General features: G+C 57.3%; 16 protein-coding genes. 10 read left to right on the plus strand and 6 right to left on the minus strand.

Features of this window, described 5'->3' with window-relative positions:
- The first annotated feature begins 43 nt into the window (after window positions 1–43).
- Window positions 44–1411, plus strand: coding sequence for a dipeptidase (locus tag CAUR_RS15825; protein ID WP_012258857.1), 1368 nt, complete (start codon window positions 44–46; stop codon window positions 1409–1411).
- A 180-nt stretch (window positions 1412–1591) separates the two neighbouring features.
- Window positions 1592–2167, plus strand: coding sequence for a DinB family protein (locus tag CAUR_RS15830; protein ID WP_012258858.1), 576 nt, complete (start codon window positions 1592–1594; stop codon window positions 2165–2167).
- Between the two features lie 315 nt (window positions 2168–2482).
- On the opposite strand, the gene CAUR_RS15835 is transcribed toward CAUR_RS15830, so the two are convergent.
- The 4 genes from CAUR_RS15835 to CAUR_RS15850 all read right to left on the minus strand — a co-directional run bounded on the left by CAUR_RS15835 (window position 2483) and on the right by CAUR_RS15850 (window position 9803).
- Window positions 2483–4765, minus strand: coding sequence for a xanthine dehydrogenase family protein molybdopterin-binding subunit (locus CAUR_RS15835; RefSeq protein WP_012258859.1), 2283 nt, complete (start codon window positions 4763–4765; stop codon window positions 2483–2485).
- A gap of 196 nt (window positions 4766–4961) precedes the next feature.
- Window positions 4962–6698: a DUF3352 domain-containing protein gene (locus CAUR_RS15840; protein ID WP_012258860.1), complete on the minus strand. Its 1737-nt coding sequence runs from the start codon at window positions 6696–6698 to the stop codon at window positions 4962–4964.
- A 302-nt stretch (window positions 6699–7000) separates the two neighbouring features.
- A complete protein-coding gene (gyrB, locus tag CAUR_RS15845; protein ID WP_012258861.1) occupies window positions 7001–8911 on the minus strand; it encodes a DNA topoisomerase (ATP-hydrolyzing) subunit B in 1911 nt (636 codons plus the stop codon).
- A 37-nt stretch (window positions 8912–8948) separates the two neighbouring features.
- Window positions 8949–9803: a hypothetical protein gene (locus CAUR_RS15850; RefSeq protein WP_015909337.1), complete on the minus strand. Its 855-nt coding sequence runs from the start codon at window positions 9801–9803 to the stop codon at window positions 8949–8951.
- Between the two features lie 2424 nt (window positions 9804–12227).
- Here CAUR_RS15850 and nusA point away from each other — a divergent pair.
- From nusA to CAUR_RS15890, 8 genes are all read left to right on the plus strand, one after another.
- Window positions 12228–13556 carry a transcription termination factor NusA gene (gene nusA, locus CAUR_RS15855; RefSeq protein ID WP_012258863.1) on the plus strand — a complete coding sequence of 443 codons (1329 nt, stop codon included), beginning with the start codon at window positions 12228–12230 and terminating at the stop codon, window positions 13554–13556.
- A gap of 4 nt (window positions 13557–13560) precedes the next feature.
- Window positions 13561–13887 (plus strand): RNase P modulator RnpM, encoded by a 327-nt coding sequence (rnpM, locus tag CAUR_RS15860; RefSeq protein ID WP_012258864.1) that lies wholly within the window; start codon window positions 13561–13563, stop codon window positions 13885–13887.
- A gap of 159 nt (window positions 13888–14046) precedes the next feature.
- Window positions 14047–16284, plus strand: a complete 2238-nt coding sequence (gene infB / locus CAUR_RS15865; protein ID WP_012258865.1) for a translation initiation factor IF-2 — start codon at window positions 14047–14049, stop codon at window positions 16282–16284.
- 211 nt (window positions 16285–16495) lie between these two features.
- On the plus strand, window positions 16496–16879 hold the full coding sequence (gene rbfA / locus CAUR_RS15870; RefSeq protein WP_012258866.1) for a 30S ribosome-binding factor RbfA: 384 nt from the start codon (window positions 16496–16498) through the stop codon (window positions 16877–16879).
- Entirely contained in the window at window positions 16869–17492 is a 624-nt protein-coding gene (locus CAUR_RS15875; RefSeq protein WP_012258867.1) for a class I SAM-dependent methyltransferase, read from the plus strand. Before rbfA ends, CAUR_RS15875 begins: the two co-directional genes overlap by 11 nt.
- Window positions 17489–18487 carry a DHH family phosphoesterase gene (locus tag CAUR_RS15880; protein WP_012258868.1) on the plus strand — a complete coding sequence of 333 codons (999 nt, stop codon included), beginning with the start codon at window positions 17489–17491 and terminating at the stop codon, window positions 18485–18487. The genes CAUR_RS15875 and CAUR_RS15880 overlap by 4 nt, the downstream gene beginning before the upstream one ends.
- Window positions 18484–19356 (plus strand): tRNA pseudouridine(55) synthase TruB, encoded by an 873-nt coding sequence (truB, locus tag CAUR_RS15885; protein WP_012258869.1) that lies wholly within the window; start codon window positions 18484–18486, stop codon window positions 19354–19356. Before CAUR_RS15880 ends, truB begins: the two co-directional genes overlap by 4 nt.
- 71 nt (window positions 19357–19427) lie before the next feature.
- Window positions 19428–20660, plus strand: coding sequence for an alanyl-tRNA editing protein (locus CAUR_RS15890; protein WP_012258870.1), 1233 nt, complete (start codon window positions 19428–19430; stop codon window positions 20658–20660).
- A 110-nt stretch (window positions 20661–20770) separates the two neighbouring features.
- Here CAUR_RS15890 and CAUR_RS15895 read toward each other — a convergent pair whose 3' ends face one another.
- Window positions 20771–21637: a YitT family protein gene (locus tag CAUR_RS15895; RefSeq protein ID WP_012258871.1), complete on the minus strand. Its 867-nt coding sequence runs from the start codon at window positions 21635–21637 to the stop codon at window positions 20771–20773.
- Between the two features lie 189 nt (window positions 21638–21826).
- Window positions 21827–23038 carry a methionine adenosyltransferase gene (gene metK / locus CAUR_RS15900; RefSeq protein ID WP_012258872.1) on the minus strand — a complete coding sequence of 404 codons (1212 nt, stop codon included), beginning with the start codon at window positions 23036–23038 and terminating at the stop codon, window positions 21827–21829.
- Between the last annotated feature and the right edge of the window lie 128 nt (window positions 23039–23166).

Below are 23166 nucleotides of genomic sequence, written 5' to 3' on the forward strand. Positions count from 1 at the left end.
GCGTAGACTCGCCTACCTGTATTGTATGAGGAGAATGGTCGCCATGCCAGACTGGAAGAGCTATCTTGCCGAACATCAGGAACGTTTTCTTGCCGAGTTGGTTGATTTTCTGCGCATTCCCAGCATCTCGGCCATCTCGGCCCACGCTGGAGACGTGCTGCGTGCTGCCGAATGGGTAGCAAATCGCCTGACTCAGGCCGGCATGGAGCATGTCGCGATCCTGCCTACCGGTGGTCATCCGGTGGTCTATGCCGATTGGCTACATGCGCCGGGTAAGCCAACGGTATTGATCTACGGCCATTTTGACGTGCAACCGGTTGATCCTCTCGATCTATGGACCCATCCGCCCTTTGAGCCGCATATCGAACATGACCGCATTTATGCCCGTGGCGCGAGTGATGATAAAGGCAACATGCTCATTCCAATCCTGGCAGTGGAGGCGTTGCTGCGGAGCAGCGGATCGCTACCGGTCAATATCAAGTTCTTCTTCGAGGGCCAGGAAGAGATTGGCAGTCCGCAGATTCCGGCATTCCTGCAACACGAGCGTGAACGGTTTGCTTGCGATCTCGTCTTGAGCGCCGATGGTGGACAGTGGAGCGAGGATCAGCCTCAAATTCTGGTTGGCCTGCGCGGCGGCTGTGGGTTGCAGATCGACGTTCGTGCTGCAAATATGGACTTGCATTCGGGCATGTATGGCGGTGTCGTCCAAAATCCGATTCATGCGCTGGTCCACATCCTCGCCTCGATGCGCTCGGACGATGGTATGATCACCGTTCCCGGCTTCTACGATCAGGTGCGACCACTGACCCCCGCCGACCGCGAGCGGATTGCGGCCATTCCCTTCGATGAAGAGAAGTTGAAGTCATCCCTCGGCGTGCCGGCCCTCTTCGGTGAAGCCGGTTTTACCCCGCGCGAGCGTGAGTGGGTACGGCCAACGCTTGAAGTTAACGGTATCTGGGGCGGTTTCCAGCAGGAAGGCATCAAGACCGTCTTGCCGTCTGAAGCCCACGCCAAAATTACCTGTCGGCTGGTGCCCGACCAGGAACCCCAGGTGATCCTCGATCTGTTGCAGGCGCACATCAAGCGCCATACCCCACCCGGCGTAACCGTGACCGTGACACCACTCGCCTTTCAGGCGTTCCCCTACCTCATTCCCGAAGACGATCCGGGCAATGTTGCCGTGCGTGAAGTCCTGATCGAGCTGTATGGCCGCGAGCCGTATTACGTGCGGAGTGGTGGTTCGATCCCGGTGTGTACCCTCTTCCAGCGCCAGCTTGGTGCCTATACCAGCAACTTTGCCTTTGGCCTGGACGATGAGCGCTTCCACGCGCCCGATGAATTCTTCCGCTTGAGCAGTTTCCGCAAAGGGCAAACCGCCTACTGCATGCTGCTTGAGCGGCTGGGACGGTGAGGATAGCCCGGCTGTCAGCATCTGTCCGGTAACTCACGATTCTGTGTGTCTGGTCAGTCGAATGCAGACTACATCGCATGAGTGCGGAACCTGCACTTCCGCACTCATAAGCTGCGGATAGAGATTGTGTTGACGATGTCTGATAGGTAACCCGACGTGAGCCTGCAAAGGAGAGAGTATATGCTCGATTACGCTGCTTTGTATCGCCGCGAGCGTACCATTCAGCAACTGGTGGATGGTTTAACCATAGCCGATCTCCACGCCGAGACCGACGAAATGTACGACACAGTGGAACGGCTGATTGCCGACTGCACTGATGCAGATGTGACCTTTCAGCCGGTTGATCCCAAAGCGCACGATCCATTCGCCAGCGATCCCAATGCAGTTAACCAGGCATGGACACTCGGCCATGTGATCGTTCATCTCACTGCTTCGTGCGAAGAGTCGGCGTTTCTGGCCGCAGAAATGGCGCGTGGCGTGCCATTTCATGGCCGTTCGCGCTATGAAGTGCCCTGGGAAACCGTCACAACAATGGCTCAGGTCCGTCAGCGTCTCGCCGAGAGTCGCCGCATGCTCCATGCCTCATTGAATATGTGGCCCGACCATCCACATCTCGACTACATTGTCGAACCGTGGCCGGGCGCGCCGCCGGTTGATGCGCGTGGTCGGTTTGTATTGGGGCTGGCCCACGCCTACGATCATCTCGGCCAGATTGCCGAGATTGTGCGTCAGGCAAAGGCAAGTGCCCATTCCTGACCGGTGTTTCGCAGTAGCACACACCTGTTGTCCTGAGAACGCCTCTAATTGGTTGGGATGGGAAATATTCCAATAGTGCCGGCAATTCACCAGCCTGGGCACGGCCTGGGGTACAGCCAGGCGCGATTCGGTGGCAGAGCGATCTACAGCGTATAACCCATGATTACTCGTGAGAGTTGGATACGCACATGCGGTGTCTATACATACGGTGATAGTGTGTAGGCTTACTGACACTGCATGAGTCTTACCGCAAGTATTGATCGGGGTATGGTGAACAACCATACCCCGATCATTTGTCACTTGTAGATTCAGGAACTATTGCTTGTTGACACCCTTCTGCATTGCCCGCCACACCACTTCATCGCGCATCGGCAGTTCGTAGATACGGGCACCGGTGGCATCGCGAATCGCATTGGCGAGCGCTGCTGCCCCGGCGGTGATCGGTGGCTCGCCAACACCACGTGCGCCAAACGGCCCGTTGGGTGCCGGATTGGTGACCAGAACAGTTTCAATCGACGGCACATCTGCCGCACGTGGCAGGGTGTAATCCATAAGACTGGCCGTCAATAGCTCGCCATTTTCGTCGTAGCGGAGTGCTTCGTGCAACCCCCAACCAATTCCCTGCACGGCACCACCGTGAATCTGGCCTTCCACCATCAGCGGGTTGAGCGGAAACCCGACATCCTGGATTGCGACATACCGCAACGGTTGCACTCGTCCGGTTTCGTTGTCTACCGTGACCTGCACAATATGCGCGACAAAGCCGGGAGCATTTTCGGCGGGTGCTGTTCGTCCTTCACCGACAATAGGTCCCGGCCCGCCCTGCTGTTCCTGAGCACGCCGGGCAACCTCGCCAATTGGCAGTGTGCGTCCAGGTAAGCCCCGGACATGGATAGCGCCATCACGCAGGTCGAGATCGTCAATGCGGGCTTCCAACATATCAGCAGCAACCTCCAGAAGCTGCCGCCGGGCTTCCTGGGCCGCCGCAGCTACCGCACCGGCAACACTGTACGTGATCTGACTGCCGCCACTCGGCCCGGCAAACGGCCCGCTGCGGGTATCACCGGCCACAATCTCGACCTGTTCGGGTGGTACACCCAGAATCTCCGCCGCCACCAGCACGAAGCTGCTGTTGACACCTGAAATGTCAACCGAGCCGACGTGGACGCGCACGATCCCATCGGTGTCAACCCGACAAACGGCTGCGGCGGGTGACATCCCACACGGCCAGCCGCCAATCGCCAGGCCGACTCCGCTGCCCGGTGTGCGCTCGCGCCAGAGCGGATGGTTGGCCGCGGCTTCCAGCACCTGCCGTAGCCCCATCGACGGCCACGGGTCGTTGTTGCCCATCGGGTCGCCGGTCGTCGCTGCGTTTCGCAAGCGTAGCTCAAGCGGATCAAGCTCCAGACGGCGAGCCAGCTCGTCAATGCTCGACTCGAGCGCGAACGTAACTTGCGGTGCCCCCGGCGCACGGTATGCGCCGGCCTGGGGTTTGTGGGTGAGGACTTCAACCACATCAATCTGGACGTTGGGGCAGCGGTAGTAGCCGCCGAGTAGCGTGCTCATGATGCCGCCCAGCGTGAAGGGGTAGACGCCGTTGTCGATCACCATCTCGGCCACTATTGCCGTGAGGACTCCTTCACGAGTTGCCCCCAGTTTGATCGTGATGGTACTGGCCGGTGAGGGGGTGGTGGTCAGAAAGTCTTCACTGCGGTCAAGGACGATCCGTACCGGACGCCCAACGGCCAGCGCAGCAGCGGCAGCCAGTGGATCGAGAATGCCGTATTTGGCGCCAAACCCACCGCCGACCGTCATCGGTACCACCGTTACCTGACTTGTCCGCAGTCCAAGCAAACGAGCGACTTCATCGCGAACCCCAAACTGCCCCTGCGTGCTGGTGTACAGGGTAATGTGTTTGCGGATCGGTTCGATATCGGCGACTACGGCGTGCGGTTCCAGGTAGCCCTGGTGGACTATCGCCGTTCGATAGGTGCCTGCGACCACCACCTCAGCAGTGGCGAGCGCCGCCAGGGCATCACCCCGACTGAAGCGTTTCTGTTCATGGATGTTCGAGGCGACGTGGTCACTCTGCTCTTCGCCACGGGCCACGGCGGCGTGGGCCGCAGTTAAATCGGTGTCGGCCTTCGGCGCGCCTTGCGGCCAAATCACCGGTGCCGCCGGATCGAGGGCGGCTTCCGCAGTAACCGGTGCCGGCAACGGTTCATAATCGATCTGCAAGGCAGCCACACCATCCTCGGCAGCCGCCAGACTGGTGGCCAGAACCAGCGCAACCGGTTCACCACGGTAGCGAACAACCTCTCTGGCGAGGGTTGTCGTCTGTCGTGATGAGGGCTGCCGATTGCGTGTGGGTAGATCGTCGGCAGTCAATACCGCGACCACGCCGGGAATCTTCAGCGCCGCCGCAGTATCGATCCGGGTAATTCGGGCATGGGCGAACAGGCTGAGGGCCAGCTTGCCGTGCAGCATACCCGGCAGGGAAACATCTCCGGCGTAACGGGCACGACCGGTCACCTTCTCGACGCCATCGACTAATTTACGCGCTTTGCCAAGGTAGCGATGCGGGGCTTGTTGTGTCATGCTTGTAACTCCTCTGTGAACCTCTCCCCGTCTATCGTACCATAATGTGAGTGTGGGATAACGAAGCAGCACAAGCGGCTGCCTGTGCTGCATACATACCGTCAGCGCGGAATAAGCCGGCCCGATGCGTGGTTTCTTCACATAGCGCAGTGCCGAACTGACGTTTTCAGAACCGGTCTTTCTCCATAGTGATCGCTCAGGAACCAATACTCAACAACAACGTTCCGCGAAGAGCGCCCTGATTATCCAGGCCAACGGTACCGGTGGATGTGATCGCCTTGAACGGTGCCAGACGTTGTTCGAGGTCGGGATCGGCCAGATCGGTACCGACCCGATTGTACAGTTCTCGCACAGCCGTGAGGTTGACGTGAAGGATACCGCTGTTCGGAGAGGGTAATGCCCGCAGCGCGTCGGCATAGTCGCTCTGGCTTGACAATTTCTGTTCAGCTCCAAATGCCGACTCCATCGCCTGACGACCGAATGCAATCACCAGATCATTCCCGTTGAAGCCGTAGCCGACAAAGAGATCGCCTTCTTCTATCGCCTGTACCTGAGTACGACCCAGTGATGTGTCGGTAAACACCAGACCGAACGAATCGGCAACAAAAGCACTTATCCGCTCCATCCCTTGTTCAGCGGCAGACCGGTCGGCAACTCGTAGCGCGAAATACCCGCCAACCGGCAGGTCGTTGCTGTCAAGCGGTAACACAGTAATCACACCCTCGCCGTGGAACCAGCGAAACAGATCGCGCTCGAAGTCGATGTTCAGGCTTGCTTCAAGATCGTCGAGCGTATTTGCCGTTTCGGGTGAGGCGGCAAGCTGATCACGCAATTGCTGCCCCCAGTCTTCGGGAATGAGAAAACTGAACACACCAAGTGCCGCACTATCGACATCGCCCGCCCGTTCTGGCGAAACGGCAGGCCGTAATTGAGCGATCCGTTCGCGCAAGTCGTTCCCCAGCCGATTCTGATCAAACACCGAGACGGCGTCGAAGCGCAGACCCCGCTCAATGACCGCCATCGTTAGCCCTACTCCTTGCAGAGCCTGGGCCGCAGCCTGTGCATCGTTTAAGGTAGCCGTTGGTACCGTATCGGTGGACGACTCAAGCAACGCATCGGTGAGGCGGGCGATAGTATCACCAGAAATATAAATGGTTGCCATGCGGTCGCCGGGGAGAGCCTGGATTACTGTCTGAAATGATGTATTGCGGGCAAGCGTACTGTCATTCTCTTGTTGCACCAACGTAGCAATGTTCTCGGCCTTATTGGCGAAAACGACCGTGTTCCGGGCCAGGGCAAACGCTGCAAACGGTGTTGTATCGCTTTCGCTGGCGTAAATCGTCACGTTGTTGATAGTGTTTGTCGTAAAGCGTTCGCCTTTCTGTTCGCGGAACGCCCGTTGCTTGTCGAGAAAAGCCTGCGCAGCCCGTTGATCGCGTACCGCTGCCAGCAAGAGAATGTTCGTTTCCCGATCCAGTGGTGTCGAGAACGGATTCATCGGATCAGCCGGCTCCAGGCCAGACAGATTAGTCAACTCTTCGATAGGCAGACCGTACAGGGCCAGTGCCATCTCAGCACCGATCCATGGGGCAATATCTTCGGCGAATGTAACCCCAAAGCGTTCCGCCAGCAGATCCGAAGTCGTCTCACTCTCCTGATAGTCAAACGTTTCAGGAAATGCCTGCCGCAGGCGTTCGATATTGGGGAGATCGCTGAGATTGGGGGTGAACGTGGCATATATTTGCGTTTCCGCCGGCAATAATTCGGGCAAGTTATTGGCCCGTTGCGTCAACAGCGTAAATGCCAGTGCAGCGCCGCCGATCACAATCAGTAAGATGCCTGCCAGGCCACCACCGATCAGGATCGGTAATAGATTGCGTCGGCGTGGTTCAGGTGTAGCAGGCGGTAACGAAAATGGGTCGGGAGCAGTCACTGTTGCCTCCTTACTTGCGGGTAAGCCTGGTCTGTTGCTGCAATATACGCAGGAGCCACGAAGCGAGTTTCATCTCTGGAAACTACCTCAAAAAAGATGTTGGGGATTGACGCAATCAGCCATCGCTTGATGGAATACCTGTACTGGAAAGTTCCCTCTGTGCCCTCCGTACCCTGGTAGTGCAACAAAAACCACCGAGCCACAGAGAACACGGCAGAGTGTACTACCTCTGGGTCCTCTGTGGCTCGGTGGTGCAACAGTAACAACCCTACACGACGTTCACGTACCCGCTGAACATCCTCTCAAATATCCAGCTCAACCACCTCGTTCGCGTGGGTTTGAATAAACCGCCGGCGTGGTGGCACCAGGTCTCCCATCAACATCGTAAACGTCTCATCGGCGCGTGCGGCATCTTCCAGCGTCACCTGAAGAATAACCCGGTTTTGCGGATTCATCGTCGTCTCCCAGAGCTGTTCGGCGTTCATTTCACCCAGCCCTTTGTAACGCTGGATTTCTACCTTGGTACCGGGTGGCAATTTGCTCAGATACGCATCACGCTCAGCATCAGAGTAGGTGTAGACCTGCTCGCGACCGTGTTTGATCCGGTAGAGTGGCGGTTGGGCGATGAACAAATGACCGTTGGTAATGAGCGGTCGCATATGCCGGAAGAAGAAGGTCAACAGCAGCGTGCGGATATGGCTGCCGTCAACATCGGCGTCGGTCATCAGGAAAATGCGGTGATAGCGCAGTTTACTGAGATCAAACTGATCACCGATAGACGTACCGATGGCGGTAATTAGCGCACGCACCTCGGCATTCGAGAGCATGCGATCAAGCCGACTCTTTTCGACATTAAGAATCTTCCCGCGCAACGGCAAAATCGCCTGAAAGCGCCGGTCACGTCCCTGTTTCGCCGTGCCGCCTGCGCTATCACCCTCAACAATGTAGAGTTCACAGCGGGCCGGATTGGGGTCTGAACAATCGGCGAGCTTACCGGGGAGCGAGAACCCCTCCATTGCGCTCTTGCGTGCTGTCTCGCGTACCTTCTGTACGGCCAGCCTGGTACGCGCAGCAGAAATAGCTTTTTCGATAATACGCCGCGCTTCAGTGGGATTCTCGTCGAGCCAGGCACTGAACGCATCGCTGAACACCGTCGCCACCGCACTGGCCGCCTCCGGGCTGACCAGCTTCTCTTTGGTTTGCGACGAGAACTGAGGGTCTTTCAGCTTAACGCTGATAACCGCCGTCAAGCCCTCGCGCACATCATCACCGGTCAGGTTGCTTTCGTTGTCTTTCAACAGCCCCTTTGCCCGCGCATAATTGTTGATGACACGGGTCAGTGCGGTGCGAAATCCTGACAGGTGCGATCCACCATCGGCGTTGTTGATGTTATTGGCAAAAGTGTAGACGTTATCGGTATCGAACGAATCGGTGTACTGGAGCGCCACCTCAACCATCACATCGTCAACAATCCGCTCGACATAAAACGGTTGACGATGGAGTACCGTCTTTTCCTTGTTCAGATGGCGGACATAGGAAACGATTCCGCCTTCAAAATAGAAGTTGAGTTCACGGTTTGTCCGTTCATCAACAAACTTAAAGCGCAACCCCTTATTGAGATAGCTCATCTCGCGGAAGCGCTGGGCCAGCGTATCGAAATTGTAGTCAAGCGTTTGAATGATGGATGTGTCGGGCAAAAAGCGCGTCGTCGTACCGTGGCGGTCGGTTGGTTCGAGATCGATTACATCGGTGACCGGCACACCGGCCCGATATTCCTGGTAGTAGTGGCGGCCATTGCGATACACGTCTACTCGCATATAAGCCGACAGGGCATTAACAGCCGAGACGCCGACGCCGTGCAGGCCAGACGAAACCTTATAGCCACCGCTGCCGAATTTACCACCGGCGTGCAGGCGCGTCATCACCAGGGTCAGCGTGCTGATCCCCTCTTTGGGATGAATACCGACCGGAATCCCCGACCCATCATCACTGACGGTCACCGAGCCATCACGATGAATGGTAACGCTCACGCTGGTTGCACGACCGGCCATCACCTCATCGACCGAATTGTCAACCACTTCACGCACCATCGTATGCAGGCCATTGATGTCGGTTGGGCCAATATACATACCGGGGCGCTTGCGCACGGCTTCCATGCCCTCAAGCACCTGAATCTGACTTTCATCGTAGGTTGTCGGTGTCTCGCTTGTCATAGTCTGTTTTCCTTATAGTGTCACATTGTGTTTCGCCCTACGCCGGCAATAGCGTGGCGGCGTGATAGCGATAAAACTGTAAACGAGCGGCACGAATGCCACTGCCAATGCAGGCATTACCGATGATTGCCGGTGCCAGCCAGCCTGGTTGGGTTGCCAGCGAGCGCCAGAGCTGAGCAAAGCCAACCTCAATCACCGTACAGATGGCTAAAAATGTGGTAATCGCTAACCAACGCTGACGAGCGAATTGCCAGCTTTGGTAAAGAGCCTGGAGTGGGCGCTCATCACTCAGGGTGATAATTTCTGGCGTGAACCCAAATCCAATCAGGCCGGCGATCACCAGTACGATCCATCCGTAATAGATCAACGTTGTCGTCGCCGGCATGAGCAGCATTGTCAGCAGACTCAATCCACCGATTGGTGCGATCACACACCCGATCAGTACGAAGACGATGCTCAGGCGCAGGGCAACGTTAAGCGTTCGTCGCAACACCGTCTGCCAGGGTAAGCGCTCGCGCAGAATGATCTGGCGTAAGCTCACCAAAAACCAGCTACTCAGCGCCAGGGTTATCACGTTAAGTATCATCACCACCCCTGCAAATTCCATCACCGGCAGAGCGGGTGGTGGTGGTACTACTGCATCCAGGCCAGGAGCCAGGATGGGAATGCTGTTGGTTACAACCAGTAAGGTACGGGCATCAACGGCGTGTAATGTCCCGATCCACTGCGCTGCAACACTTTGGTTGTATGAAAAGGGCATCGCCAGTGTGATTGCACTGCCAAGCCAGAGATAGACACTCAACCCAATTGAGAAGAGCAGAATAAAAGGCTGACGGTGAATGACTGTATAGCCCACCGCCAGTGCATCGGTTATATGAAGTGTTTGGCGCATGCGTGTACTCATTCGCTCGCCCGATTCTGCTTTATTATACCACATTTCGGTGTTTCATGGTGATGGTTTTAGTTCATATGTTCTACTATCAGGATCAATCAGGCGACAACTCAAAACCATCCTCAATCAATTGATGCCCCGGCGAGTATAGAAACTATTTCAAAAAACATCTACGAGAAGGTATCTTATTCATTACCGACCGATTCCATGTTCGTGACGATCACACCCGGCATCCTCGTGACCAGCAGGTCAACGACGTGACACGCGCCATATCGTGTGTACGGCTGGCGCGGCAGCATGGCTGCCGCACTCCAAACGACGCCACACGCGGATGATGAGCGAACAAGGCAACCTATCTAACACGTGATGGCACTGGCGATGGCCGGTAACCATCCTCGCTTCCATACCGGCAGACTGGGAGCAGGATCGACTAGAACCTGTTTCAAAAAACATCTACTATGAAGTTGTCTCATTGTGACCAGCCGGGTCAACGACGTGACACGCGCCAGATTGTGAGCACGGCTGGCGCGGCAGCATGGCTGCCGCACTCCACACGCTACGCCGTGCACATGCCAGGCGGATAAGGCATCCTATCCAACACGTGATGGCACTGGCGATGGCCGGCAACCATCCTCGCTTCCATACCGGCAGACTGGGAGCAGGATCGACGAGAACCTGTTTCAAAAAACATCTACTATGAAGGTGTCTCATTGTAACCAGCCGGGTCAACGACGTGACACGCGCCATATCGTGTGTACGGCTGGCGCGGCAGCATGGCTGCCGCACTCCAAACTACGCCACACGCGGATGATGAGCGAACAAGGCAACCTATCTAACACGTGATGGCACTGGCGATGGTCGGCAACCATCCTCGCTTCCATACCGGCAGACTGGGAGCAGGATCGACGAGAACCTGTTTCAAAAAACATCTACTATGAAGGTATCTCATTGTAACCAGCCGGGTCAACGACGTGACACGCGCCATATCGTGTGTACGGCTGGCGCGGCAGCATGGCTGCCGCACTCCAAACTACGCCACATGCGGATGATGAGCGAACAAGGCAACCTATCTAACACGTGATGGCACTGGCGATGGTTATTAGAGCGCGATAGTACAGCTTTTTATGAAATAAGTTTTATCTTTGTTGATTGGCAAGCGTTCATGCGCCTGTACAGTGGTCGGCTAGCACGACAGAGCAGCTTTTATAAAATAAGTTCTATTCTACCTCTTACCTCCCACCTTCTCTCTCCTACCTCCCACCGTCTCGTCCCTACCTCTCTCGCTCCTACCTCCCACCGTCTCGCCCCTACCTCTCTCGCTCCTACCTCCCACCGTCTCGCTCCTACCTTCTCCCGTCTCGCTCCTACCTCCCTCGCTCCTACCTTCTCCCGTCTCGCTCCTCCCTCCTCCTGTCTCGCCCCTACCTCTCTCGCTCCTACCTCCCACCGTCTCGCTCCTCCCTCCTCCTGTCTCGCCCCTACCTCTCTCGCTCCTACCTCCCACCGTCTCGCTCCTACCTTCTCCCGTCTCGCTCCTACCTCCCTCGCTCCTACCTCCCCCCGTCTCGCTCCTCCCTCCTCCTGTCTCGCCCCTACCTCTCTCGCTCCTCCCTCCCCCCGTCTCGCTCCTCCCTCCTCCTGTCTCGCCCCTACCTCTCTCGCTCCTCCCTCCCCCCGTCTCGCTCCTCCCTCTCTCGCTCCTCCCTCCTCCCGTCTCGCTCCTCCCTCCCCCCGTCTCGCTCCTCCCTCTCTCGCTCCTACCTCTCTCGCTCCTCCCTCCCCCCGTCTCGCCCCTACCTCTCTCGCTCCTCCCTCCCCCCGTCTCGCTCCTCCCTCTCTCGCTCCTCCCTCCTCCCGTCTCGCTCCTCCCTCCCCCCGTCTCGCTCCTACCTCTCTCGCTCCTCCCTCCCCCCGTCTCGCCCCTACCTCCCCCCGTCTTGCCCCTACCTCTCTCTCCTACCTCCTCCCGTCTCGCCCCTACCTTCTCCCATCTATCTCCTATCTCCTATTTCCTACTTTCTATCTCCTCCCTCCCCCATCTTAGGCCAGATTCAGGTTTGCGGAATTGCCGATACTGTTGTATACTGTCTACGGCTAGGGTACAGCCACAGGGTATTAGTGTGTACTAAGCCCATGGCCCGAACCCTGACGAGCAGTAGGTTGTCAATGCTTTGTTGAAACTGGCGACAGGTATACCAACCCATTACAGGCAAAGACAACCGTCGTATGGTTTGTAACCTGGCTGGCAGTTGGTATGGGCGGTAAGCTTATCAGGCTGTTCAAGGTTGTCGTATGAATCGTCTGTGAGGGCTATTCACAAGCCGCTTCCGCTGCCTCTGTGTAGTGGCTTATCGCAGCAGTCTGCGTTGTTCGGGTGGAAAGTGGGTTGAACCCACTTTTCTTATTATCAGGCGAGTTACAGCGATGAAAAGCGATTTTTACGCGGCAATTACTCAGATTGCATCCGAGCGCGGTATTCCAAAAGAGGCCATCATCGATGTGATGGAACGGGCATTGGTGAGTGCGTATCGACGTTTATTAGGCCCGAATCCGCCGGCTATCGATGTGGTTGTCAAGCTCGATCCGGTAAGTGGTGTGGCGCGGGTGTACGCTGAGAAACAGGTTGTTGATGAAGTGTACGATGAGCGTTTTGAGATCGATCTCGAAGCGGCTCGCCGCATTAAACCTGATGCGCAGATCGGCGAGGCAGTCCTGGTCGAGAGTACCCCGCGTGATTTCGGGCGGATTGCTGCTCAAACCGCCAAGCAAGTTGTCTTGCAGGGCATCAAGGATATTGAGCGCAATTACATCTACAGCGAGTTTGAGGATCGCGAAGGGGAATTGCTCACGGCAACCGTTCAGCGCAATAACGGCCCGCGCGGTAACGTGATTCTTGAACTTGGGAAAGCCGAAGCCATCATTCCACCGAAAGAGCAGGTAGCGAATGACCGCTACTACCACGGGCAGCGGCTGAAAGTCTATTTGATGGAAGTCAAGAAGGATGAGCGAGGGCCACGCCTGATCGCCTCTCGTGCGCATAAGAATTTGATCCTCCGTCTCTTCGAGATGGAGGTGCCTGAAATCTACAATGGCGCCGTTGAGATTAAGTCTATCGCTCGCGAGCCGGGGCTGCGCACGAAGGTCGCCGTCGCCGCTCGTCAAGAGGGGATCGATCCGGTTGGTTCGTGTGTCGGTATGCGCGGTATCCGCATTCAGAATATCGTGAACGAGCTGAACGGCGAGAAGATCGATGTTGTGCAGTGGTCGTCTGATCCGCGCGAGTACATTGCCAACGCACTTTCGCCGGCTCAGGTGGTCGAAGTTCATCTTAATGATCACGAGCACACCGCCCTGGTTATTGTGCCCGATAAGCAATTGTCACTGGCAATTGGTAAAGAAGGGCAAAATGTACGCCTGGCCGAGAAGCTGACCGGTTGGCGAATCGATATCAAGAGTGCCTCGGTGCTGCTTGAAGAGGAACGAGCAGCGGCTGAGGCGCGTGCGGAGGCGGAAGCTGAACAGATGGCGATTGAGGCTGAGCTGGCAATGGCTCCGATAGAGACACGAGTGGTGCAACCGGATGGTACCATTCGCTACCGTGGCCATCGCTATGGCCCTCTTGGTTCCGATCTGGTCGGTAAGACGGTACAGGTGCGAGCGACCTCGCAGAAGATTTTTATCTATTACAATGACCGCCTGTTCGCTTCCTACATTTTGCTGGAAGGTGGACAGGTAGTGCCCGATGAGGAGTAAGGTCATGGCGGCCAACCCTAAGACCGCTACACCACGTCCACGGCACGTACCGAAGCGTATGTGCATTGTTTGTCGCCAGAGTGATGCCAAACGTGCATTGATTCGGCTGGTACGCAATGCTGATGGGCGCGTGGTGATCGATCCGACCGGGAAGCAACCCGGACGAGGTGCGTATCTGTGTCGCAATCCATTATGTTGGGCGCAGGCGTTGCGTCGCAATGCTCTCGAACGGGCATTGAAGATTGCGACACTGCATCCAGATGATCGGGCAGTCATCGAAGCAATGGGGCAACAGTTGCTTCAGGAAACGGAGTCAACGGCGTCTGCGTAAACGCTTTTGCACGCATCGAAGAATTCAGAGGCTCGTCTGCGTGTGATTGGCTAGTCTGTAAGAGACAACTGCTCTAAGCGCCGTTGACGTACACGTGCCTGAACAATGCAGGAGATCGATGGCGGTTTACCATTGCTCTCCTCAGAAAGGAAGTTGATAATGAGCGATAAACCACGACGTGATACAGGCAGTACGGGCACAGGCAGTGGACGCAGCACAGGCCAGTCTGGCAGTAATCGAGCCGTTGGCGCGCCTAACCCTGGTACAGGACGTAGTCCAAATGCTTCGACCGGTGGGAACCGGTCGGCTGGGAATCAAGCCGGCAATAGTGGTCGTCCGGCTTCCGCTGGACGTAATCAGGCGACTACACCGGCTCCTAATCGAAATACACCTCCTGCTGGCGCCCGGCAGGGTGGTGCTGCCAATGCGCGTACCGGTACACCACCGGTTGCGCGTGGTGGTGGTGGCGGGGTAACGCCGCCGACCGGACGCGGTGGGAACAATCCACGCGCAGCACGTAATCAGCCACGCAGCCGCCAGCAACCTGAAGAACGCGAGCGCGAGCACGTCTTGCGCCGTCCGCCACCTCAACCGGCAGCGCGCCCGGTGGTGCGCCCGCGTGGCCCGGTTGCCTTGCCTCCGGTAATGACCGTGCGTGAACTTTCGGAAGCGACCGGTATTGGCGCGGCAGATATTCTCAAGGCGATGCTGAAAGCGGGGATGCTGGCGAATATCAATCAGCAAATTGATTATGAAACCGCTGCACTGATTATGGCCGACTTTGGCATTGAGACGACCGAAGATGTGCCTGAGCAGATGGCCGGTATCGTTGAAGATGTCAAAGAGGTTTTGCGGGCACAGCCACCCGAAGAGATGCGGCCACGACCACCGGTGGTGACCATTATGGGTCACGTTGACCACGGTAAGACCAAGCTGCTCGATGCGATCCGCTCAACCCGTGTCGCCGAGGGTGAGGCCGGTGGCATTACGCAGCATATTGGCGCGTATCAGATTGAGGTTAATCACCGCAAGATCACCTTCCTGGATACGCCGGGTCACGAAGCATTTACCGCAATGCGTGCCCGTGGTGCTCAGGTGACGGACATTGTGGTGCTGGTGGTGGCTGCCGATGACGGTGTGAAACCGCAAACCGAAGAGGCGATTGCGCACGTGAAGGCTGCCGGTGTGCCGATGATTGTGGCGATTAATAAGATTGATCTGCCCACGGCCAACCCTGATCGGATCAAGCAGCAGTTGGCAAACGTTGGAGTGATTGTTGAAGAGTACGGCGGAAATGTGCCTTGTGTTCACGTTTCGGCACGCCAGAAAATCAATATTGACGGTTTGCTAGAGATGATCTTGCTGGTTGCCGATCTCGAAGATCTGCGCGCCAATCCAAACGCTCCCGCTGTGGGCACCATCATTGAGGCCAAACTCGATAAGAGCCGCGGCCCGGTGGCGACTGTCTTGATCCAGAATGGAACGCTCCATCTGGAGGATAATGTTCTGGTGGGATGCGTGGCCGGTAAGATCAAGTCGATGTTCAGTGATAGTGGCAAACGTCTGCGCCATGCCGAACCGTCTACACCGGTAGAGATTGTTGGTCTGGAAGGTGTGCCACAGGCTGGTGATATTTTGCAGGTCATGGATGACCTGGTTGTAGCCCGTGAAATTGCTCTGCAACGTCAACGCCAGCAACGGGCAGAGGTTATGGCCGCTGCTGCGCGCGGTACCAGCCTCGAAGAGTTGTTCGGCAAGGTGAAACAGGGCCAGGTGAAAGAGTTGAACCTGATCCTGAAAGCCGATGTCCAGGGTTCGCTCGATGCTATTGCCCATTTGATCGAGCAGTTGAACCAGTCGCAGCAGGCCGTACAGACCCGCATCATCCATCGCGGCGTAGGAGCAATTACTGAGGGTGATGTCAACCTGGCCCTGGCCAGTCACGCGATCATCATCGGCTTTAATGCGCGCCCCGACCCGGCAGCGCGTCGCCACGCCGAGCAGCACGGGATCGATATTCGCTTCTACAATATCATCTATCAGTTGCAGGATGATCTGAAGAAGGCGATGGCCGGTATGCTGGCCCCCACTGTCAAAGAGGTGGTCGAAGGCTATGCCGAGGTACGCAATACCTTCCGCTTGCCAACCCGTGAGGTCGTCGCCGGTGTCTACGTTTCCGATGGAAAGATCACCCGTACTGGTCAGAATGTGCGTGTGCTACGGCGAGGCGTGGTGATCCACGACGGTAAAATCTCGTCACTCAAACGGTTTAAAGATGATGTGCGCGAGGTGACTGCCGGCTACGAGTGCGGTCTGATTGTCGAGGGCTTCAACGATATCGAAGTCGGTGATGCCCTGGAGTTCTACCGCCAGGAGACGGTTGCCGCCTCGTTGTAGGTGCGATAATCGGCAAGATGTTCGCCCGCCTCTGACGCACACCTCACGAGGGGTGTGCGTCAGAGTGACTCGCTGCGTATAACGACAGAATCATGACTGGTAATCTCCTATCATTCGTGATACCCTGAGAAGAGTATCTGTCGAACCCAAGGCAATCCCTGGCGATCTGTATGCCCGGACTTACCAGGGTAGCTAGAAAGAGAAGAAGCATATGGCAAAACACCGCTTGCAACAGGTTGCCGATACCATGCAACGTGTGCTTGGTGATGTCATACAGAAAGAGCTAAAAGATCCGCGGGTCGGTTTTGCAACAGTAACCGGCGTTGAGGTCAGCGCCGATCTGCAACACGCAAAGGTGCGCATTTCGGTCATGGGTTCACCAGAAGAACGTGAAGCGGCAATGGCTGCGTTACAGCGCGCACGAGGCTTTTTGCGCAAACGAGTGGCCGAGGAGATGAGTTATATGCGCTTTGTTCCTGAATTGCACCTGATTCAGGACACCTCTCTCGACTACACGATGCATATGGACGAAGTATTCCGCGCTATTCAACACGAGCGGTTAGTCAATCCGCCCAAACTTGACGATGAACAGTAATCTCGTTCCGTTCGATCCCTATTACAAGAAGCGGATCACGTATGTATGGCGTGGTCAGCAGTTTGCATTCGATGTGGCGCATACGATCTTCTCTTCGTTTCAGATCGATGAAGGGACTGATTTACTGCTGCGTCTGATCGAGCCGGCATTCCCGGAACCACAGCGTATTCTCGATGTGGGTTGCGGTTGCGGAGTCATCGGGATTTGCCTTGCCCGCCGCTTTCCGCAGGCTGATGTGACTCTAGTCGATAAAGACCTGCTTGCCGTGCGCTACGCTCGTCACAATGCCGAATTGAACGCCACAACGAATGTAACCGTCCTTGGCAGCGTCGGTTTGAGCGAGGCGCCTCCCGGCCCATACGATTTAATTGTCTCGAACATCCCGGCAAAGATTGGTGACTACGCTATCGAGCATGAGTTCATTCTGGAACCGTTGCGCCATTTACGTCCCGGCGGCGAATACTGGTTTGTTGTTGTGAGCGGCCTCAACCACCTGATACCCCGCCTTGGGCCGCGCCACAATCTGCGTCTCAAAGAGATCAAGAAGCGGGCTGGTCATTCGGTGTACCGCATTATCGCGCCAGCAGCTACGGTACCAACAGGAGGCTTATGATCTACACCGATCCCCGGCAAGCGGTCGAACCGATCCGGTCACTGCTGGATCAGACTCAACGGATTCTGGTGCTGAGCCACGTGAATCCTGATGGTGATGCGATTGGGTCAATGTTGGCAACTATGCACGTCTTGCGTGCATTGGGTAAAGAAGCGATTGCAGTCGCTTCCTCTCCGCCGATTGACTACTGTGCTGTTTTGCCCGGTTTTCCCGATTTGCTCGTGTATCAATCCGGCACCAAGCTCCCGGCCTGCGATCTGATCTGGATGGTAGATGTGGCCCATCTCTCGCGCGCCGGTCTGATCTACGATGAGCACGCAGCGTTTCTCAACAATCGGCCACTCATCATTGTTGATCACCATGCCACCAATGACGGCGGTGGTACGGTGAGTCTCATTCAGCCGCAGATCCCTTCCTGCGCTGAGGTTTTACTCGATCTGTTTACCGCACTCGCCTGGCCGATCTCGGCTGACGCAGCAACATGCCTCTACCTGGGCATGCTCACCGACACGCAGAGCTTTCAGACACCAAATGTTGCTCCTGCAACGATGCGTCGCGCTGCAATGTTGCTGGAAGCCGGTGCTGCCAAACAACCGGTCATCGATGCTGTCTTCTTTTCGATTCCACCGTCTACCCTGCGTTTGACCGGTATGGCAATGGCGCAGCTCCAGCAGGAAGATGGTATCTTCTGGACGGTCGTTTCCCAAGAGATGTTGCAGGCGGCGAATGCTGATGAGTCGGCAACCGATGATACGGTCTCCCGCCTCCAACGGGTGGCCGGCATGCGGGCCTGTGTCCTCTTTCGCGAACGTCCTGATGGAACGGTAAAGATCAGTTTGCGTTCGGTACCGGGGGTTGACGTGGCGGCAGTTGCTCAGCGTTGGGGTGGTGGTGGTCACCGTCAGGCTGCGGGGGCAACGTTGACCATGAGCCTCACTGCGGCAGTGGATGCAGTCCTTCCCGCCCTACGCGAAGCTGTGCATGGGAAGCAATGACAGCATTAACAGGATTTCTGGTTGTCGATAAACCGGCTGGTCTGACATCGCACGATGTGGTGGCCCGCGTGCGCCGACTGGCAGGGCGGGCGGTAAAGGTTGGCCACGCCGGTACCCTCGATCCGGCAGCAACGGGTGTATTACCCGTTGCCCTGGGCAGTGCGACGCGACTGATCGATCAGTTGGTCGATGCCCGGAAGGGCTACCGTGGCGTCGTGCGCCTCGGTGTGCAGACAACGACCGATGATGCCGAGGGTGAACCGGTAGCGACCCTGCCGGTACCAGTATTCACGATCACGGAAATCGCCGCTGTCCTGGCCCAGTTTCGGGGTGACATTCTCCAACAACCTCCCGCCTTTTCGGCCTTGCATGTCGCCGGTCAGCGCGCCTACGCCCTGGCCCGCGCTGGTGATCAGGTGACGCTAGCGCCGCGCCTCGTGCGGATTGATCGTCTGGAGCTGCTTGATTGGGCCTCACCCGATCTCACCATCGAGGTCGAATGCGGCAAAGGGGTCTACATTCGCGCACTGGCCCGCGACATTGGCGCTGCCCTTGGCTGCGGTGGGCATCTGGTCTCATTACAGCGTACCTTCGTCGGCCCCTTTCGTCTCGCACAGGCGGTACCGCTGGCAAACTTGACCGATCAGTCGTGCTTACTCAACCATCTCCTGCCGCCGGAAACGGTTCTGCAAGACTGGCCCCTCGTCCAGGTTGATGCCGACGATGCCAACCGACTACGTCATGGAATGGCCATTACGGCAACCGAACCCGACGCACCGCATGCACGGGCACACGATCCAGCCGGTAAGCTCATCGCACTCCTCAAACGTGATGGTGACAACTGGCGACCGGTAAAGGTGTTGGGGTGAATATCCGAAACAATCCATAAGCGCGAACGCCTATCCTGCAAGGTACCTGCAACTGATACAAGCCAAAGCCTATGAACGCCACTACGCGCCTCTACTACGACGACTCCTACCTGACAACGTTCAACGCGCAGGTGATCGCCACGACCGAACGTCAAGGGCTGCCTGCGGTCGCCCTCGATCAGAGCGCCTTCTACCCAGAGGGTGGTGGTCAACCCGCCGATCAGGGCTGGCTATCTGCCGCCACCGATCCTGACCGGCGCTGGCCGGTGATTGACGTGCAGAGTGACAACGGCGTTGTCTGGCATATCCTGGCGACCGGCGTTCAGCTTCCCGAACCGGGAACTATCGTCACCGGTCAGATCAACTGGGAACGCCGCTTCGACCACATGCAACAACACTGTGGTCAGCACATCCTCACCGCAGCCTTCATCGCGACGTGCAATGCACCAACCGTCTCCTTCCATCTGAGCGAGCGCAGCGTCACCATTGATCTCAGCATCGGCGAACTCAGCCTGGATCAGGTCCAGGCTGCCGAAGCCTGGGCCAATCGTGCCGTGTGGGCAAACCTACCGATCCATGCCCGCTTTGTATCGCCGACCGAACTGGCTCAGATCCCGCTGCGCAAACCACCGACCGTCAGTGACGCAGTGCGCGTAGTCAGCATTGGTGACATCGATCACTCAGCGTGTGGCGGCACCCATCCGGCCCGCAGTGGTGAAGTCGGCGCGATTGCCGTTCTGGGGTGGGGGCGACAACGTGGCCTGATCCGGGTCGAGTTTGTGTGTGGGAACCGCGTCATTACCGCCCTTCACGAACGGGATACCGCTGTGCGGACGGCTGCCGCAGCGTTGAGCGTGGGCTGGGCAGAACTTCCGCAGACCGTCAATCGCTTGCAAGAGACCCAGCAATCGCTTCAACGCGAACTGCGCCAGACCCAGCGCGAACTCGATGCACTGCGGGCAGCGCAGTGGTATGCGCAGACCCCACCCGTCAACGGGCGGCGTATCGTGACCGCCACCCTTCCCGCTGCCGACGCCGAGCGCCTGCGCACCATTGCCGGCTTTATCGCTGAACTGCCGGGTGGCATTGCCATTGTCGCCGGCGGCAGCGAACGACCGCAGATCGTCGTTGCCTGCGCCGAAGACAGTGCCGGCGACGCCCGGCAAATCCTGGCCGCCGGGATGGCCGTCCTCGGTGGGCGTGGCGGTGGCAATGCCCGCCTTGCTCAGGGCGGTGGCGGCTCACCCGACGCCCTGGCTGCGGCAATGGCAGCGATGATCGAGCGTGCGGGGGCATCTGAATAGGGAACGCGGATCGGCGCGGATTTGGCGGATAGACGCGGATGATCCGTGAGTATCCGCGTCAACCCGCGTGTATCCGTGTTCTATAAACAGGACACGCGGATCGGTGCGCATCACCTCGCCGGTGTAAATCCCTCTCCCAACACCTCTTCGACTTCGCCGATAATGACGAATGCGGCGGGGTCTATATTGCTCACAATGTTTTTCAAAGCACCGATTTCTGTGCGTGCTACCACGCATAGCAACACCGCTCTGGTTGCGCCGGTATAACCACCAATTGCTTCAAGCTGCGTGACTCCGCGTCCGATGCGGTGCAATACCGCCTGGCGAATCGGTTCAGGCGACGAGGTGATGATGAGCGCCTGGCGAGCACCTTTGCCTGCTGCCAGGACGGTGTCGATGGCACGACTGGCCGTGAACGCGACCAGCAGGGCGTACAGAATCTTCTCCGGCCCGTAACTGAACAGTGCAGCCGTGAACACCATGGTGTCGAAGCCGAGCAGGCTACGCCCCGGTTGCACGCCAAAGCGCCGCTCAATGAGCCGGGCCAGAATGTCGCTGCCGCCGGTGGTGCCTCGCGCCCGCAAGACCAGGCCAATACCAATGCCGTCAATCACGCCGCCGTAAAGACTGTAGAGCAGGGGATCATTCGTGATCGGACGCGCAAATGGCGCCAGACCATCGATTGCCAGCGACATGACAACTACGGTGTAGAAGGTACGGACGCCAAACACTGCTCCACCCAGATAGCGCCAGCCGGCAATCAGCAGCGGAATGTTCAATATCAAAACGACCACGCCAACCGGGGTTCCAATAAAGGTGTTCAGTAGTTGCGCGACACCGGTCAGACCACCGGTGACTACCTGATTAGGAACCAGAAAAAAGCGTACTGCCGTGGCACTTAGCAAGGCACCAACCGTGAGCAGGGCATAGTCGGTGAGGGTACGGGCGATATGTCGCCAGCGTGGCGATGTTGTCATAATCTGGCTCCAGATGGAATGGTTACCTGGCAAATGGATACTACAGGACTATTCTGTATAACACAGGAAAAAGGTGTGATGCATCTCTGATTGACAGATACATCACACCTTTCGGCGTGCCGGTACGTTCCGGTTTACATCATCCTCTTCAGGAACTACCCGAAACATCCTGCCGGGTGGGGTAGAAGCCTACAAGCCGGCAGCGCGGCGCAGCTCTTCCACCCGATTCGTGCGCTCCCATGGCAGATCGATGTCAGTCCGCCCGAAATGTCCACCAGCCGCCGTCTTGCGGTAGATCGGACGCCGCAGATCAAGATCGCGGATAATCGCACCTGGCCGCAGATCAAAGACCTCATTCACCGCTTTGAGGATGACTTCATCGGGAACGGCAGCGGTACCGAAGGTTTCGACGCTGAGCGAGAGCGGGCGGGCGACGCCGATAGCGTAGCTCACTTGCAGTTCGACCCGACGGGCCAGTCCAGCGGCGACAATGTTCTTCGCAACCCAGCGGCAGGCGTAGGCAGCACTGCGATCAACTTTTGAGGGGTCTTTGCCGCTGAAGGCACCACCACCATGGCGGGCAACGCCACCGTAAGTGTCCACAATGATCTTGCGCCCGGTGAGGCCGCTGTCACCCATTGGCCCACCGATCACGAAGCGACCGGTTGGATTGATGAAAATTTTGGTCTGGCTATCCAGCCATGCTTCGGGAATTTCTGTCTTGATGACGTGCTCGATCAAATCGGCGCGGATTTGATCCTGAGTGATGTCCGGTGCATGCTGGCTGCTGATCAGCACAGTATCAACCCGCACCGGTTTGCCAAAGCTGTACTCAACCGTCACTTGCGATTTGGCGTCGGGACGCAGATAGGGTAGTGTGCCATCTTTGCGTACCCGCTCCAGCCGACGGATCAGGCGATGGGCCAGGGCGATGCTGGCCGGCATCAGTTCCGGCGTCTCATCACAGGCGAAGCCGAACATCATCCCTTGATCGCCGGCCCCAACCGCTTCCACGTCATCGGCCATAGCGCCGATCTTGGCTTCAAGCGCTTTATCAACACCCATCGCAATATCGGGCGATTGACCGTGAATGGCGACCATCACGCCACAGGTGTCGGCGTCGAAGCCATATTCGGCGCTGGTATAGCCAATCTCTTTCACCGTGCGGCGGACGATCTCTTCAATCGGAATGTAGCCGCGTTCGTAAGTTACTTCACCCAGCACCACGATCAGACCGGTGGTTGTCGCCGTTTCCACTGCCACCCGTGCCTTCGGGTCGTGACTCAGGAACGCATCGAGAATTGCGTCGCTGATCTGATCACACATTTTGTCGGGATGGCCCTCGCTGACACTCTCACTGGTGAAGTAGAAGCGAGGCGAGTTCATAAATGTGTTTGCCATAGGTAACCTCTGTTGTCGTTCTGGAGCTTATTTCTTCAGCGCCCTACTGCGCTGTACGTCACTTGTTAATGGAAGGCTGCAACGAGGCAATGATGGTTGCTTGCGGCGTGGCGATGTGATGCACCGAT

Origin of the sequence: Chloroflexus aurantiacus J-10-fl (assembly GCF_000018865.1) — a bacterium.
In the GTDB taxonomy this organism is placed as follows: Bacteria; Chloroflexota; Chloroflexia; order Chloroflexales; family Chloroflexaceae; genus Chloroflexus; species Chloroflexus aurantiacus.